The 15,978-nt window shown below is 34.0% G+C and carries 13 protein-coding genes; 3 read left to right on the top strand and 10 right to left on the bottom strand.

Annotated features, from left to right (window positions below):
* Positions 1-39: 39 nt before the first annotated feature.
* Both AC3B6G_RS05235 and alsS read right to left on the bottom strand, forming a co-directional pair.
* Positions 40-1,689: a peptide ABC transporter substrate-binding protein gene (locus tag AC3B6G_RS05235; RefSeq protein WP_489849348.1), complete on the bottom strand. Its 1,650-nt coding sequence runs from the start codon at positions 1,687-1,689 to the stop codon at positions 40-42.
* Between the two features lie 258 nt (positions 1,690-1,947).
* Positions 1,948-3,624, bottom strand: a complete 1,677-nt coding sequence (alsS, locus tag AC3B6G_RS05230; protein WP_489849347.1) for an acetolactate synthase AlsS — start codon at positions 3,622-3,624, stop codon at positions 1,948-1,950.
* A gap of 142 nt (positions 3,625-3,766) precedes the next feature.
* On the opposite strand from alsS, the gene AC3B6G_RS05225 reads away from it, so the two are divergent.
* Positions 3,767-4,189, top strand: a complete 423-nt coding sequence (locus tag AC3B6G_RS05225; protein WP_489849346.1) for a MarR family winged helix-turn-helix transcriptional regulator — start codon at positions 3,767-3,769, stop codon at positions 4,187-4,189.
* Positions 4,190-4,287: 98 nt separating this feature from the next.
* On the opposite strand, the gene AC3B6G_RS05220 is transcribed toward AC3B6G_RS05225, so the two are convergent.
* From AC3B6G_RS05220 to AC3B6G_RS05210, 3 genes are all read right to left on the bottom strand, one after another.
* The gene (locus AC3B6G_RS05220) at positions 4,288-4,590 is read right to left on the bottom strand and encodes a CHY zinc finger protein (protein WP_489849345.1); all 303 of its coding nucleotides are present in this window, start codon (positions 4,588-4,590) and stop codon (positions 4,288-4,290) included.
* Between the two features lie 142 nt (positions 4,591-4,732).
* On the bottom strand, positions 4,733-5,248 hold the full coding sequence (locus AC3B6G_RS05215; protein WP_489849344.1) for a hypothetical protein: 516 nt from the start codon (positions 5,246-5,248) through the stop codon (positions 4,733-4,735).
* A 17-nt stretch (positions 5,249-5,265) separates the two neighbouring features.
* Positions 5,266-5,868 carry a hypothetical protein gene (locus AC3B6G_RS05210; protein WP_489849343.1) on the bottom strand — a complete coding sequence of 201 codons (603 nt, stop codon included), beginning with the start codon at positions 5,866-5,868 and terminating at the stop codon, positions 5,266-5,268.
* Positions 5,869-6,116: 248 nt separating this feature from the next.
* Between AC3B6G_RS05210 and AC3B6G_RS05205 the strand changes: the two genes are divergently transcribed.
* Positions 6,117-6,806: a helix-turn-helix domain-containing protein gene (locus tag AC3B6G_RS05205; RefSeq protein ID WP_489849342.1), complete on the top strand. Its 690-nt coding sequence runs from the start codon at positions 6,117-6,119 to the stop codon at positions 6,804-6,806.
* A gap of 77 nt (positions 6,807-6,883) precedes the next feature.
* Here the strand turns inward: AC3B6G_RS05205 and AC3B6G_RS05200 are convergent, their stop codons facing one another.
* From AC3B6G_RS05200 to AC3B6G_RS05180, 5 genes are read right to left on the bottom strand one after another with little or no spacing between them, the layout of a single operon-like run.
* On the bottom strand, positions 6,884-7,732 hold the full coding sequence (locus AC3B6G_RS05200) for a GIY-YIG nuclease family protein (protein WP_489849341.1): 849 nt from the start codon (positions 7,730-7,732) through the stop codon (positions 6,884-6,886).
* Positions 7,733-7,747: 15 nt separating this feature from the next.
* On the bottom strand, positions 7,748-8,422 hold the full coding sequence (locus tag AC3B6G_RS05195; RefSeq protein ID WP_489849340.1) for a hypothetical protein: 675 nt from the start codon (positions 8,420-8,422) through the stop codon (positions 7,748-7,750).
* 15 nt (positions 8,423-8,437) lie between these two features.
* On the bottom strand, positions 8,438-9,643 hold the full coding sequence (locus AC3B6G_RS05190; protein WP_489849339.1) for a restriction endonuclease subunit S: 1,206 nt from the start codon (positions 9,641-9,643) through the stop codon (positions 8,438-8,440).
* The gene (locus AC3B6G_RS05185; RefSeq protein WP_489849338.1) at positions 9,643-11,256 is read right to left on the bottom strand and encodes a type I restriction-modification system subunit M; all 1,614 of its coding nucleotides are present in this window, start codon (positions 11,254-11,256) and stop codon (positions 9,643-9,645) included. Before AC3B6G_RS05185 ends, AC3B6G_RS05190 begins: the two co-directional genes overlap by 1 nt.
* 13 nt (positions 11,257-11,269) lie before the next feature.
* A complete protein-coding gene (locus tag AC3B6G_RS05180) occupies positions 11,270-14,374 on the bottom strand; it encodes a type I restriction endonuclease subunit R (RefSeq protein ID WP_489849337.1) in 3,105 nt (1,034 codons plus the stop codon).
* A 147-nt stretch (positions 14,375-14,521) separates the two neighbouring features.
* Between AC3B6G_RS05180 and AC3B6G_RS05175 the strand changes: the two genes are divergently transcribed.
* Positions 14,522-15,928: an MFS transporter gene (locus AC3B6G_RS05175; RefSeq protein ID WP_489849336.1), complete on the top strand. Its 1,407-nt coding sequence runs from the start codon at positions 14,522-14,524 to the stop codon at positions 15,926-15,928.
* Positions 15,929-15,978: the final 50 nt, after the last annotated feature.

Raw genomic sequence — 15,978 nt, 5'->3', positions numbered from 1 at the left:
AAAAACGATTGGAAAATAAATTTCCAATCGTTTTTTTATTTACTTGATATAAGCATATTTATAGTTCCATTGTGGACCGGCATTGTTATGAATAATTCCCTTAACATTGGAGTGTTGAAGGAAATATGTGTCATTTTGGAACAATGGCGTTAATCCTTGATCTTGATTCAAAATCTCAGCAGCTTCAACGAAATCATTCCATCTTTTGGCTGGATTATTTGCATCTTGGTCACTAGCTCGATCAACTAATTCATTATATTTTGAATTATTATACTTACCAGTATTGTAGGAAGTTCCAGCTTGAGGAATTTGCATGAACGTTGCGGGATCTTTGAAATCAGCGCCCCAACTATCAAGGGAAATATCAAAATTACCCTTTTGTTCATTTTCTGTAATTGACTTACCAGGCAAGAGACTGATCTTCAAATCAAAGCCCTTCAAGTTCTTTTCTAGAACTCCTTTAAGATATTGAGTCACGACCGAACTATAAGGATTATCATTGCTATCATTCGGTGCTTGGATATTTAAAGTAACCGTTTTATCTCCAATCTCCTTCAACCCCTTCTTCCAAAGCTGTTTAGCTAAAGTTAGATTGTAATTAGTGGTATTCTTGACCGCTTGTTCGTCAGCAAAATCTTTTCCGCTCTTTGGATCCTTAGCTAAACCATGGGGAATAAACCCAGTTGTAATCTTAGACTTCAACCCTAAGACTTTCTTTGATAATTGATCACGGTCAACAGCAAGTGAAATTGCGCGACGAATATTAGGATTATTTAATGCTTTCCGTTTAGCAGCATCACCATCTTTAAAGTTATATCTCAAGAAAATGGTCATTGAATATGAATAATTCTTTAAATCGGAACTATTTTGATAATTCTTTAGTTGTTCAGTTGACAATTGCGTTAAATCAATTTTGTTCGTATTGTATAAATTCAAACTAGTGGTCGGATTTTCAACCACGTTATAGTTAATCTTCTTAAGTTTAACAACTTTTGAATCCCAGTAATTATTATTCTTCACATACGACCAGGTATTTCCAGTCCCATTCCATTTAACAATTTTAAATGGTCCGGAGTAAACCATTTTACTGGAAGTCGTAGCATATTGTTTCCCATATTTTTTAACCACTTTTTCGTTTTCTGGTCCAAACAATGGATAGGTCATTAAATTCTTAAAGTATGCAATTGGTTTGTTCAAAGTAACTTGAACAGTATGGGTGTCCAATGCTTTAATCCCTAATTGATCTGGATTTAGTTTGCCATCATTAATCGCTTTTGCATTCTTTACCCCATTGAACAAGTAAGCGTATTGGGCTTTTGTACTTGGGGTAACGGTTCTTCGCCAAGAATAAACAAAGTTTTGAGCAGTGATTGGATCTCCATTACTCCATTTAGCATCTCTTAATTTAAACGTCCAAGTCTTCCCATCTTTACTAACATGGCTACTCTTAGCTAACCCTGGGGTAATGGAACCATTTTTACCTAATCGAAAGAAACTTTCGAATACATTTCCTGTTTGACCATAACCAGTCGCCTTGGAGATATCAATTGTATCAAGTGGGGATGGGGCTGCTAAGTTCAGTGTTTGCGTCTTAGCTGCTGAATTATTTTTTTGATTTCCACACCCTGCTAACACCAATCCGGCAACAATCGTCAACAATCCAAGTGATACTAAACTTCGCTTATGCATCTTCATACACTCCTCAAAATTAATTTAAACAAACAAAAAGAGCCACTACCTAGTAATCACACTAGGTAATGGCTCCACTTTACGATACATTCACTCTCTAATTATCATCAATTAGTTAGGGTATCAGAAAAAGAGTTACCACCTAGCGCTAACTGACAACAACATGTATTGAATTGTTCGTTTGATCCTAACATGGTAACTCCTCCTTTTCGTTTATTTATTGTCTTGAATTATATATGGACTCGAAATAAAAGTCAACTAGTTTAATTCGTCTGCGATTAAATCTGTCTTTAATTTAATGTTATCACGATAATCAATTGGGACTTCAATCAAGCTAGGACCTGAGGTTTTCTTAGCCTCAGCGAATGCTTGTTTAAATTCATCAATATTTTTAACGTGAAAACCCTTCGCCCCAAAGCTTTCTGCATATTTTACATTATCAACGTAACCAAATTTAACACCAGCTGATTTACCATACTTGGCAACCTCCTGGAATTTTACCATATCATAGTAACCATCTACCCACACGATTTGAATGATTGGCAAATTCAAACGAACTGCCGTTTCCATTTCTTGTCCTGAAAATAAGAAGCCCCCATCCCCAGCAATCGAAACCACATGTTGGTCAGGTCTAGTCAAAGCAGCAGCAATTGCCCATGGTAAAGCAACTCCCAATGTTTGCATTCCATTACTAAAGATTAAATGACGCGGCTTAAAGACCTTAAAGTATCGGGCCATCCAAATATAATGACTTCCCATATCAACAGTAATCGTAGTATCATCATTTACTTCATGTTGAAGAACATCAATAATTGCGAGAGGATGAATCTCATCAGAATTGTTAGTTTCTGGCACTTCAATCCCTTTTTCAAAATGCCGTTTTAATTCATGAAGATCATCACGAGTTTCATCTGACAAACTAGTTCCTTCCGGAATATAGGCCGCTAATTCTTTCAATGTTTGCGCAACATCTGCATTAACGACAACTTCTGGTTGATAATCGTTACTGATTTCTGGTGTTACCGTATCAACATTGATAATCTTCGTTCCTTCATGATGCCAATTTCTGGCTTCATATTCAATTGGGTCATATCCAATTGCAAGGACCAAATCACTTTGTTTCAAAACAGTATCCCCAATTTGATTATCAAACAGTCCAACTCGGCCAAAATAATTTGCTTCTAAATCCCTAGAGATCACTCCTGATCCTTGGAATGTTTCAACAACGGGCAATGAAAAGTGATTTAATAACTGATGAATTGCTCCACTAACTGCCGTTGTTGATGCCCTCATCCCTGCCAAAATAACGGGACGCTTTGCATTCATTAACAAAGCTGCGATTTGTTTTACGCGTTCGCTATCAGCACTTCCGTTCGTTATTTCCGGTAGTGATTTGATGACTGGACGTTCAACTTTGCTCCCTAATAAATCTTGTGGCAAAGATAAGAACGTCGCTCCATTCTTTAGAGAACGACTCGTCATATAGGCGTTTGAAAATGCTTCCGAAATATTATTAGCATCGGTTATTTCTTGGCTAGACTTTGTAGCTGGTTTTAATAAATCAGCACTTGGAATACTCTGATGCGTTAAACGGAGTAAATCATCACGTTGAACTTGACCACCTAATGCAATCACCGGATCTCCTTCAGCAGTCGCTGTCATTAAAGCTGTTGCTAAATTAGAAACTCCTGGACCAGAGGTAACCGCGACCACACCTGGTTTCCCAGTTAAACGGCCAATTCCAGCTGCAATAAATGCTGCATTTTGTTCATGCCGCGTAACAATTAATTGAGGCGTTCTTGGATCCGTACTATGTTGTAAATCCTCAAAAAGTTGATCGACTTTTGCACCTGGAATCCCAAAAACATATTTAATCCCTTGGTTGATCATACTTTGAATTAGAGCTTTCGAACCCGTCATTTTTTGGTCTGTCATCTTGATTACCTCCGTTTTTCTTTGAAATGTGCTATACTATTTAACGTGTTTAGATCGTGTTGCATTGTCAACACGATGAATTGTTGTTAATTATAAACTGATGAGTGTTGCATTGTCAACACATAACATTTGGAGGACTATCATGACTGATTTTGGATATTTAGCACAGGATATTTCCATCTTACATCGCCAATACTATAAAGATACTGGAAACCAGTTCAACAAATTGGGATTAAACCCAACCGCTGCTTGTATCTTATTAACCGTTAATGATCACGAAGAAATCAATCAAAGCCAAATTGCTCGCCAACTAGTACTTGATAAGGGCATGGTAGCTAGAGAAATCAAAAAACTTGCTGATCAAGACTTGGTCGTTAAACATCCACGTCCCGGAAAAGCATTGGAAGTTAGCTTAACCAGTTCTGGAAAACACATTTTAGAAAAAGTCCAAACAATTCGGAGTAATTGGTGGAAGGAACGGTTCGCTCAAACTGGGATTAATGCTAACTCTCCCATCATTGCTTCAATTGAAAAAGTAGTCTCCAGCATTATTGAAAAAAAATAAGCCATCGCTAAAAACTAAGGATGGCTTTTTATATGTATTTAATTACAAAAAAGAATCCGACGTCACATCGGATTCAAACCCTTATTGTATATGTGTTGTTAATCCTTAAAATAAACTTCTGTGTGTAATGCACAATTGGGATTAAACATTTGCTGACAGTAAGGACAATACCATTCCCGGTACTGGGCGTAAGTCAACTTTTTCCCGCAAAGTCCACACATTACAGGATATGTCCCCTCTTTACTCATCGGAGTGAATTCGTGTCCCATCAACTCATCATGACATTTATAACAAGCAAAATAATGATGACAAGTCCCACACTCCAACGCAGCAATATCAAATGGTTTGTGATAATGAATGCACCTACCGCTTCCATCAACACCGAGGCCAATAATCTTCATTCATTCTCCCCCTCTATATTAAATTGTTGACATTAAATTCAACACCATCATTATACATCATAAATTCGAAATAGTATCAATGTTTACACTAATTAATAACATAAATTTTATTTTAAAATAATATAATTTTAGCTAATTAAAACTAGGCTTTATTTCGAAACCATTTAAGCGTCCTTTCCATCTTTTGGCAAATTTTTTCACTGGATAAATACTTAATATCGGTACTTGCTTCAATTGGTCTAAGTTGTTTAGTCATTACTTCATATAACGCAATTAGCAAGTATTCTTTACCGAATTGATTACCATATTTTTCTTTTTGTATCTCTTCATTTCGCATTAAAAAATACATCGTTGTTAAAAACTGATCGATCAAAGGCACTTTTTTAAATTTTACAGCCATGGAATCAATCACGAATACAACTAAATTAAAATCAAATTCAGAGGTAGTGAACCGAAAAACATCTAGTATATTTTCCATTAACTCTTTGCCACCAATATTCATAACATAAAGTGATGTTGTCGTTAACTGATCTAAATCACATTGAATTTCTTCACCATTTTCAACAATCCGAACTTCATGATTGGGATTGATTTGAACCTTAATTCTGCTTTTCGGAATTGGTTTTTGAAAAAATAATGGATCTGGTTGTCTTTGCATTCAATTTTAGCCTCCGATTAAAATGGCAAATCATCATCGTCAATAAATGGCATATCGTCATTTCCATCTGAAAATGGAAATCCATCATCTTGAATCGATCCATCGTTAGGAAGGTCCTTGGTAAACCATTCGGAAACCTCTTCAAATTTAACTTTAAAACTTTGGTCAGACATCTTTTCAATGCTTTCATTTAGATTTGCAGGGATATCATTATCACTCCATAAATCATAAATTCCTAATAATACCTTTTCTTTTCCAAACTTTTCATTGGATTTTTCTTTAGTAACTTCTTTTTTGTACATTAATAAATAAATCAGGGTCAAAAATTCATTTACTCGTCTTGAATCATCATTTTGCTCTGCTAATTCATTAATTACATCACTAGCTAAATTAATATCAAATTCACTTGTTGTAAAACGGTATATACTGACGACATTATTCTTTAATCTTTGAAGGTTAGCAATGTCTCTAATAACAAATGCTGCAGTAAAAATATCCTCAGCTTTATATTCACGAACATCATTACCATTTTTAACATTGATATGATTAAAGTATAAGTCAATTTGTTCGTCTGAATCTGGTAGATCCTTTAAAAATAAAACCGTCTTTTTAGATGTCATAGAAATTGCCCCTTTAATTAATTTGTATTTTTATATTAGCGCAAAATCTTCCAAAACTATACCCCTAAAATTATGTCAGTTTCATTATTTCACTGACTTCATAAGCTTAAAGGCCATTAAATTTATTTTAAATTATTAAAATCATCCTCAGGTGTTAATTTAAATCAAAAAAATTAACTTTTAATCTAATAAGCGTATGATAATAGTAATTATATAAATGTTAAATATTAACACTTAGGAGAATAAATATGGTTAAACAACACAAAAAAGTAGGTAAAACTAAATTTGCTCATAATTTTAACCTATTCCTAAAAAAAACACGGCTTAAAAAGAATCGACTTGCAGAATTAGTGGACGTCACACCACCTACGATCACTAACTGGTCACAGGGAAAAAGAATTCCCAAAATGTCTAAACTTAATAAATTAGCCAATATCTTCAACACAAATGTCAAAACCCTGTTAGGGACTGAGGATGATCATGAACTAACGGAAGAAGAGGAATTAGAGTGGCAAGATAAGGCATTTGACATGTTGAAAGATGATATTGCTCTAGATAATCAGCAAGCCGAAAGAAATCTCGTCTTTGAATACCAACATCCTCAAATACAGGAAGAAGAATATTTAAGAGATGATATGGCGCCAACAATTCCCGAGTTCGCTAACTTACTCATTGATAAGAATTGCAAAGTTAAAGATGGTGACCTTATTTATGTTGGAGCATATCGCGGAAATAAAAACGGGGTCATCCCAAAATTAGTTCGGAGAGTTTACTTCGATAATGGTTCCTGGATTCTCGTTAATGATAATCTTAAGAAACCCGATAAATTCATCACAGCTGACCTGAATAATTTTAAAGAATATAGTAAGGTCAATGATAATTTATCAGTTTCATTAATCGGCGTCGTGGTTGGTTATCATATCAAGTTTTATAGTTAAAAAATAACCTTTAAAGTTCTTGTAGTGGACTTTAAGGGTTATTTTAATTTTATAATTATCAACTTGTTCCAACATCATTAAAACTGATAATCTAATCTTGCATTAATCATGTTTTGCATTTTATTGAATTCTTCTTTTATACTATCTACATTCAAACAAGTATATACATAATAGTTTGTGCCTTTAATAGGATAGGCTAGATGATTTCCCTTTTCAGTTACATTTGGTTTCATACCAATAAATTCATTTATGGTTGGTTTATCACTCGTAATTATTGGTGTTAATTCATCTAGATAATTCTTAACAAGATAAGCTACAACTTTTCGATATAAGTTTGACTTCGTCTTACCATCAATTCTAATATTACCAACGATAGCCACATTATGTTCACCAGGATAAATCGTTAAATCCTCAGCCTTATCATTAGCTTTTTGATTATACTTATTAACTGGTTCAAATAAATTTAAATTCAAAACAGAAGAAAACATTCCGTCAACGTCAGCTAGTAGTTTTTCTGCAGTAGCAGTATTTAAGCGATTCATATAACTGGTATTCCCCTGATTGTTATTATCAACTTCATAATTACTCTTAACAGCACGACCAATTAAAGTTCGCTCTAAATAATCAGTTTGATCTTTGGATAAATGCCCATCAGTTCGACCAAAGAACACAACTTTATTCCACCACGGCTTTTTAACGTAATGAGACTCTAAACGACTCATAATTTTACCAGAAGCTTGGCCTACATAACGGCGTTTCTTTCCCATAAGTACATAAATACCCGGCTTATTCGCTTCTTCTAAATCACTTAGTTCACTAATATCATCTTTCAGTGCAGTTACAATGAAAATGTTAGCTGATTCATTGTAGTACACAGAAATGTGATCATCTTGGACGGAGGGAACGACAAATACGCGTTGAACCATTGTGTAATCTCTTTTCTATATAGTAATTGTTTTATATCCAACATTTGTTTTAAATATAAATTTAAGTTTAGCATTATTCTCTGTTTTTGGAATTTTATTATTTTTCTCGTCTATATAATATTCAATATGTTTTCTTATTGAAGCGATTGTTTCAAATTTAATATCAATAGTATTAACGGGATTATTATCATTTAATACCATTGTTGTTTTTAAATCAGTAAACTCTTCTGTTCCTGGTAACATATCAACATTTTTAACTAAATCATATATAACTTCTGAATAGTTATTAAGTTGAAAAGCATTATAACGAATAACTTTATATAATTTAAACCATGAAGTGCATTTAGATATATTAGTAAATTCAAATCTATTCTTAATATCTTTTTTATCAGCACTGTATATCTCTATACCATTTTGATTTATTCGATAATAATTAATATACAAATCGTTCTGTAAATTAGGTTTTGGTTTCCTTAACCCCAAATAAAGAGCCGTTATTGAAGATATTAAACCAACTAATATACTAACTAACTTAAATAAATCGTTCTTATCTAAATTAAATACACTTAGCATAATTATATATATGGGAATTATTGATCCTATAACAATGCCTGTAGATACATAAACAATTTTTTCTGATTCAAAGAAACTAACTATTAATCCTTTTAAACTTATTATTATACTTTTCATTACTGTTCCCTCATTTTATAAAAACATTTTTTGAAGAAAACCTTTTTTTATTTTAATTATATTTTCTAAATTATTAGAAAAGTATTTAATTTGTTTGTCTAGATTCAATAGAAAATCACTAATTTTTTCTTGTTCTAATAACGTTGGGATAAACAATTTAAAATTATTTATTTTATTTGCATTTAAATTTTGTTGTGTTCCTGTAGATATAAGTCTATTCCATAAATGATTAACTTCAACATTTTGAAAAAAGAAATACATATAATTAGTATCAATATCACTGTTAAACATCATATTAAAAAAAGCTTGTGATGTTGCTATATCATTTTCAAATAAAGCTACTTTACCAACTGAAGCGTACATAGATATTGTTAAAGCGCCTTTGGGAACTATCCATGAACTTGAGTTATTCAAACCCTCTATAGAAATATGCTTTTCCGTATCTTCTATATATCCATCTGAAGTAGTTAGGTCTGATATACTTAGAAATGGAATTTTCCCATTATAGTACTTCTTTTCTTTTGTAGAGGGAGTTCCTCCTGATTTACCTATTAAAAGTAAATCTTTAACTTTTCTATCATTCCACTCCCCATCAAATCCATCAAACCTCAATTCTGGTACCTTCGCACCATGCTTAACAAACATCTTCTGCAAATATCCACGCTTCAATCGCTTCAAATGTTCAATCTTCTTAGTTTGTAAATTAATTAGTTGATCTAATTTTTGAAAGAATGAACCAATTTTTTGTTGTTCAGATAAGGAAGGAACATTTATCTTAGTATTTAATATATCTTTGTTATATAACCTTTTTATAGTACTCCCTTCAACATTTGACCATTTATGCTTCTTATAAAATTGTAATAAGAAAGAATTATCTAATTTAGTTTTATCATTATTTAACCAAACAATATTAGAATCTTGATAATAAGAATCTTTTCCATCATAAACAACAGTATTACCCAATGTTCCAGATGCTGACATCAATATATCCCCTACTCTTGGATATGGATATTTATTTTTATATTCAGTAAATTTTTCTCTAGTTATAAAAGAAGTTGCTTTTTTACCAAATGTTCCAATTTTATAAAATGGAATATCCCCTTTATCAAAAGTTTCATTTTTAAAAATTCTTTTATTCATTAATACATTACCATAATTTGATAATGTACTATTTTCCCATTCATCTCTAAACTCTCTAAACCTCAACTTCGGCACACTCATTATTTCTCACCCTTATCCGTCCACACCAAATCAGCCTTCATCTTATCGAATTCAGCCTTAACTTTGGCGTATTCTTCATCAATTTCCGCAATCTTTTGTTCTTCGGCTGCAATATCGATTTCTGGTTCTGGTTCAAACGTATCTACATATCTTGGAATGTTTAGATTAAAGTCATTTTCTTCAATTTCATCCATTGAGGCCACATGAGCATACTTATCCACATCTTCACGTTTTTGATAAGTGTCCACAATCTTGTTGATATCTTCTGGACGTAAAACGTTTTGATTCTTTCCCTTCTCAAAGTGCTTACTAGCATCGATGAATAAAACATCCCGATTATCTCGTTGTTTCTTCAAAACAATTACAACGGTTGGGATACTGGTTGAGTAGAACAACTTTTCTGGTAATCCAATCACTGCATCAATTTGGTTCTTCTTTAATAACGCTTCCCGAATCTTACCTTCTTTCGCCCCACGGAATAAGACCCCATGAGGTAAGACGATCGCCATCGTTCCAGTTGGTTTCAAATGATATAAACCGTGCAGTAAAAAAGCATAATCAGCTTTACTCTTTGGAGGTAAAGCCCCGTATTCCTTAAAACGTGGATCCTTTAGACGATTCGCATCGTTATCCCAATGAGCGGAGTAAGGTGGATTTTCAACCACCGCATCAACCGTTCGTGGATGGTCAATTCCGTTACTATCCAATCCGTCTGGCCAATCACTTGCTAGTGTGTCCCCATTACGTAGTTGCATGTTATTGTATTCGATTCCATGCATCATTAAATTCATTCTGGCCAAGTTATAGGTTGTAGTGTTTAGTTCTTGACCATGAAAATGAACTTTTCCGGTTTCTTGACCGTTTGGCACTTCGGCTTGTACCGTCAATAATAGTGAACCGGAACCCATTGCGGGATCATAAACGTCGAATCGTTCATCATTATTAGGTAACCCAATCGTTACCAATTTAGCTAAGACTTCCGAAACAGCATGAGGAGTGTAAAATTCTCCCGCTTTCTTACCAGAATTGGAAGCAAATTGGGCAATTAGGTATTCATAAACATCCCCCAAGATGTCATGACCATTGTCATCATTGTAATTAAACTCATTAACTAAACTTACGATTTTACTTAATGCTTTAGCTCGTTCGTTAGTATTGTTACCAAGGCGACTATTACCAAGGTTCATGTCACTAAAAACATTACTAAAGTCTCGTTCAGCACTTTGGTTCAAGGTCGCATTTTCATTGAAATGATCGAACATATTTTGAAAATCTTCAGGTGCAATCGTTGCTGATTGGACTTTATTTACGATTGTTGCCCAAGTGTCTTCTGGACGGATTGCGTAACCAGAATGTTCAGCAATTGCTTGAAGATAATCGTCCAAATCCTCACCTTGTGCTTCTTCTGCGTAAGCATCATTAATACTCTGGTCATCTTTAACCGTGATTAAATCACTATCAACTAAATATTGTTCTTGATGTTCAGATAAATAACGATAAAACATGAATCCTAAAATATAAGTTTGAAAATCGGCGGGATCCATATTGCCCCGTAAGTTATTCGCCATTTTCCATAGTTTGCTGGTGATGTCTTGTGCTTTATTTTCTGCCATTTTTTGTTCTCCTCTAAACGTGTTTCTTAATCTTATCTGCTAGTTTTTGAAATGCCATAATCATCTTGTTATGGTATTTAATCTTCTTTAATGATTGAACCTCAACACTGCCTTCACGAGTGTAATGATTCTGACCAAATTTTAGTGCTTTAGCTAAAATCCCAGCCGTTTTTAAATCGTCGTTGTTCCCAACTTGATGGTCGTCAATTAACTTCTGCATGTCTTGCTTGTCTTCGAATTTATCCAGACCCCAATCTTTGATAAATGACTTTAATTGACTCGTTGACCAATTGTTAATATGCTGATGAATCAAATTATCAACTTGATCCGGTTTTAATGGATAATCTTTAATTTCATCCTTCATATTACTTTCCATGAAACTACGGATTTCATTCGCATACTTTTGATCTTTTTCGTCCATTGCATCTAATGCTTTATAGATTTGATCCCTTAGTTTTTCATTTTCTTTTGGATCTGAATCTTCATCATTCATGTTATTAGCGTATTGAGCAATCAATTCATGAAGATAGTCATAGTTAACGGTCACTTCATCAACGTGTTCCATCTTTAAATTTAAATCGATAACATCGACATCGTGATTTTTAGCAATATGTTTCTTTAAATCATCAGCAATTCCACCAGTTAACCGACTTTCTTTGTCACCATCTAACCCAATTCTTTGCAGGAATTCACTTGTTTTATCTGGATTAAATTCATCATATTGTTTAATTTGCGCAATCTTACCATTGTATTTACGTAATTGGGTATAGGCTTCTTCCTGTTTACTTTCACTAGGTGGAACCTCTTCAAAATCATTCGTCAATTCTGCTAATCTAGATACTGTTTGTGCTAATTCATTCTCAACGGTTTCGTACGGTTTAGCTAAAACATCATCTGGTATAAAACCACTCATCTGACGGTCAGCTGAATCTGGATTGGAATAAACTGCTAACGCTTGTTTCATTAACTTTCGACTATTAGCAGGCCAACGATAATTAATAATTCGTCCATTGGGTTTAAATTCCATATTCTGAACCCGATTTGTTCTAGAATAAGCTTGGATTAGGTTAGCACCACGTAAAGTTCGATCTACATATAACGTATTTAGTTTTGGTGCATCAAAGCCGGTTAAGAGTTGGTCAACAACGATAACTAAATCCAAGTACTTTTTATCCGATGCCGTCCGGTTTAAACGACTAACCACATCGGCAACATAATCAGCCACGCTTTCATCATCAAAACTAGTCTTGAATTCTTGATTATATTCTTTCATTGCACGTGATAAGTCTTTGTTCGTTTCAAATTGAGAATCATTATTGGAAGTGTTTTGACTAAAGGTAATTGCCACTTTGAGTTGCGTTCCCCCAGCTGCCATTTGCCTTTTAAATTCGTCATAATACATCATCGCCATTGGTGTTGAAGCCTTATTGCCACCAACATGAGTCGTAAATAAAGCATTGTACATTCCATGGACAGATCGACTATCCCAATGTTCTAAAACATCTTTAACCACTAACTCAACATGTTTTTTATTATTGTCATAGACACTAGGCGCAACACTATCATCCATATCTTCAGCCGTTAATTTATCAATTCGATGTTGAATATCAACATCTGACCACTTTGGATAACGGGCGTGAAAATATTGGGGTAAGAAGTGTTCCCGTAATTCTGATTGTGGAATTGTTGTTTTAAAATCAACTTTAAATCCTAAAACATTATGGTCAGCAATTGCATCACTAATTACATATCGATGAAGCGGATTACCGAACACGTCAGCTGTCGTTGGTCCATTTTTCGAATCAAAGTTTGGTGTTCCAGTGTAACCGACCCATGCTGAATTCTGAAAAGTATCCTTAATATCAGATAACATTTCACCACTAGTGGAACGATGCGCTTCATCAACAATAAAGACGATTCGTTTCTTTTCATCAGTAAACTTACTACTCTTAATTAACTTGAACATTTTTTGCGTTGAAGTCACTACAATATCGGTCTTTTGACTCGAATTTAATTTCATCTTTAAATCATGAACATTAGCAGTATCAGAAACAATCCCACCCTTATTATCAGCATCAGCATTTGGATCATAAGCTTTATATTCATCAGCTGTTTGATTAGTTAAAGCAATTCGGTCAACTAAGAAAATGACTTTATCAACGTTTGGTAACCGTGAAGCTAAGAAAGCCGTCTTAAAAGAACTGATTGTTTTTCCAGAACCAGTGGTATGCCAAATATAACCAATTTTTTTATTATTCATTTCAAAATCATGATGAATCAATTCATGAATAATCGCTTGTGTTGCGTAGACTTGATAGTAACGCATCACTTTTATCATTTGATGATTAGGCGTATTATCTAAAATCATGTAATTAGTGGCCATCTGATGAGCCATTGGAATTGATAAAAATTGATCAGCAAATTCTCGCCAATCTAAAATTGGTGCTTGCTTACTACCATTTTTCTTCCATTGAAATGCAAAATCAGTATTAAAATCTTCAGAAGTTGTATTTGCCATGTAACGAGCATCATGTGGTGTTAATGCAACTAAGATTTGGAGCGTTGAAAAGATATCAGTATACTGACGTTCATCTTGATACTGATGCATTTGATTTAGAGCTTCCTTCGCACTATGACCATCTGCTTTTTCTTCAATTTGGATGATTGGTAGCCCGTTAATTAATAATGTCGTATCAAAACGTCTTGATTTCTTCCCTGGTAGCTTTGCTTTTAATTCGATTTGGGTGGCAACTTGATAAATCGTATTTCCAGCCCCAATTTGATCTTGGTCAAAAAGAGTTAGGAAAACATGCTTACCATCATCACGATCAATCTCTACCTGTGATTTACCGTTAACTCCATACAAAAATACACCTGCATGGTATGGGGTTTTAGTTTGTTCCAGGAGTTGCTTCTTTACTTGATTGAACTCAGAATTACTTAGTGGTTGAGTTAATTTATCTTGATTTAACTGATAAACAATTTTTCGAAAATTATTCCATAAATCATCAGTTGTTTTTAGATGATCCATTTGTTGCCACTGTTTCGTTCCACCAATATTTGCAAGATAATCATATAGCTTATCTTCAAATCTTAATTCGCTTTTTTCTATTCCCAATGTTTTCACCCATTAACTTTATTATTTCCGTTCAATAAAATACATACAATATTGTACGTAAGCACATTAGTTCAAATATACATATAATATTATATGTAGTCAATGGTATTCAAAAAACAACAATTAAGAGATGGTAGGAATCAATTAATGTTTTACGCTATAATAATAATTAATACATACAAAAAGGAGTTCTTCACTATCAACAAAAAGCTTTCACTCTTAATGGCAGCAAGCCTATTCATGCAGTTTATTGATTCAACAATTGTCACAACTGCTCTGCCTAAAATGAGCCAATATTTTGGCGTTAATTCGGCTGATATTTCATTATTAGTCAGTCTATATTTCATTATTATGGCAATTTTTATTCCATTAAGTGGTTGGCTCGCTAACCGCTTCGGGCAAAAGACAATTTGGACGATTGCCGTTGCCGTTTTTACGATTAGTTCGTTAGGTAATTCCATTGCCACTAACTTTACATTTATCTTAGTCTGGCGAATTATCCAAGGAATTGCTGCTTCAATGATGGTTCCAACATCTCGATTGATCGTTCTTCAAAAAACACCCTCTCATTTATTGCTCCAGGCAACTACATTTCTGATTTGGCCCGCATTAATTGCTCCAGCGATTGCTCCAGTATTGGGTGGTTTCATTGTAAAATATCTAACATGGCGTTGGATTTTCTTCATTAATATACCAATTGGTATTATCGCACTATTCTTAGGTCAACGAATGATTCCAGCAAACGAAAAACATCCCGAAAATCATTTTGATTTAGTCGGTTTTTTAGAAATCGCCTTAGCTTCTGGATTAGTTCTTGTTGGTGCTGAAATCGCTACTCACGGGGAATCAAAATGGACAATGGCTGCCATCATGGTCGTTGTAGGAATCACAATGGTTTTTGTGGTTGGTCATCATCTCAGCCACGTTAAACAACCATTGATTTCCATCAAATCACTCCACGTTACATCATTTCGTATCTTTCAAACTGGTGGATCAGTTCTATGGCTAACGTTAGGATCCATTCCTTATTTATTAACGATTTATTTACAAGTCGTTTTTGGGTTCTCACCAGTCAAAGCCTCCTTTGATGTCTTCTTTATTTTCATTGGTAACATTGTTGCCAAATTGTACGCCAATCAATTAGTTAGACTGATTCATTACAAGCGAACCATCATTTCCGCTTCAATGGTAATCATGATATCAACTTTGGCATACGCTTTTGTTCATCCCTCAACGCCTTCATTAATTATTATGTTATTAGCATTCATTAACGGAATGGGCCGTTCAGTTGTGCTAACTGCTTATAACTCCGTTTCAATGTCAGACATCAGTTTCAAAGATCGAACAAGTGCGAACACCCTTTGTGCAATTTCACAAACCATGTCGCAGGGACTAGGAGTCTCCATCGTTACCGTTGTTGTTAGTATCTTAAATCTGCATTTGAACTTAACAACTGCTTACCAATTTGGATTTGTCTTTTTAGCCTTATTAACATTGTATCCAATCATTGAAACTAGTTTTGTTGATAAAAACTTAGGTCATAACGCTTTATAATTTTTAACAATTGCGCTATTCTTAAATTAGCTAAAAGGATGGAGTGATTA

The organism is Nicoliella sp. ESL1149 (assembly GCF_058107265.1).
The sequence above is the reverse complement of the archived record's forward strand: the minus strand, read 5'-3'. Positions and strand labels throughout refer to the sequence as shown.

Excerpts from the sequence above, each read along its gene's own strand:
- alsS (WP_489849347.1), bottom strand. The coding sequence starts at position 3,624 with ATGACAGACCAAAAAATGACGGGTTCGAAAGCTCTAATTCAAAGTATG.
- AC3B6G_RS05210 (WP_489849343.1), bottom strand. The coding sequence starts at position 5,868 with ATGACATCTAAAAAGACGGTTTTATTTTTAAAGGATCTACCAGATTCA.
- AC3B6G_RS05195 (WP_489849340.1), bottom strand. The coding sequence starts at position 8,422 with ATGAAAAGTATAATAATAAGTTTAAAAGGATTAATAGTTAGTTTCTTT.
- AC3B6G_RS05190 (WP_489849339.1), bottom strand. The coding sequence starts at position 9,643 with ATGAGTGTGCCGAAGTTGAGGTTTAGAGAGTTTAGAGATGAATGGGAA.
- AC3B6G_RS05175 (WP_489849336.1), top strand. The coding sequence starts at position 14,522 with ATGTTTTACGCTATAATAATAATTAATACATACAAAAAGGAGTTCTTC.
- AC3B6G_RS05220 (WP_489849345.1), bottom strand. The coding sequence starts at position 4,590 with ATGAAGATTATTGGCCTCGGTGTTGATGGAAGCGGTAGGTGCATTCAT.
- AC3B6G_RS05215 (WP_489849344.1), bottom strand. The coding sequence starts at position 5,248 with ATGCAAAGACAACCAGATCCATTATTTTTTCAAAAACCAATTCCGAAA.
- AC3B6G_RS05235 (WP_489849348.1), bottom strand. The coding sequence starts at position 1,689 with ATGCATAAGCGAAGTTTAGTATCACTTGGATTGTTGACGATTGTTGCC.
- AC3B6G_RS05185 (WP_489849338.1), bottom strand. The coding sequence starts at position 11,256 with ATGGCAGAAAATAAAGCACAAGACATCACCAGCAAACTATGGAAAATG.
- AC3B6G_RS05225 (WP_489849346.1), top strand. The coding sequence starts at position 3,767 with ATGACTGATTTTGGATATTTAGCACAGGATATTTCCATCTTACATCGC.
- AC3B6G_RS05200 (WP_489849341.1), bottom strand. The coding sequence starts at position 7,732 with ATGGTTCAACGCGTATTTGTCGTTCCCTCCGTCCAAGATGATCACATT.
- AC3B6G_RS05205 (WP_489849342.1), top strand. The coding sequence starts at position 6,117 with ATGGTTAAACAACACAAAAAAGTAGGTAAAACTAAATTTGCTCATAAT.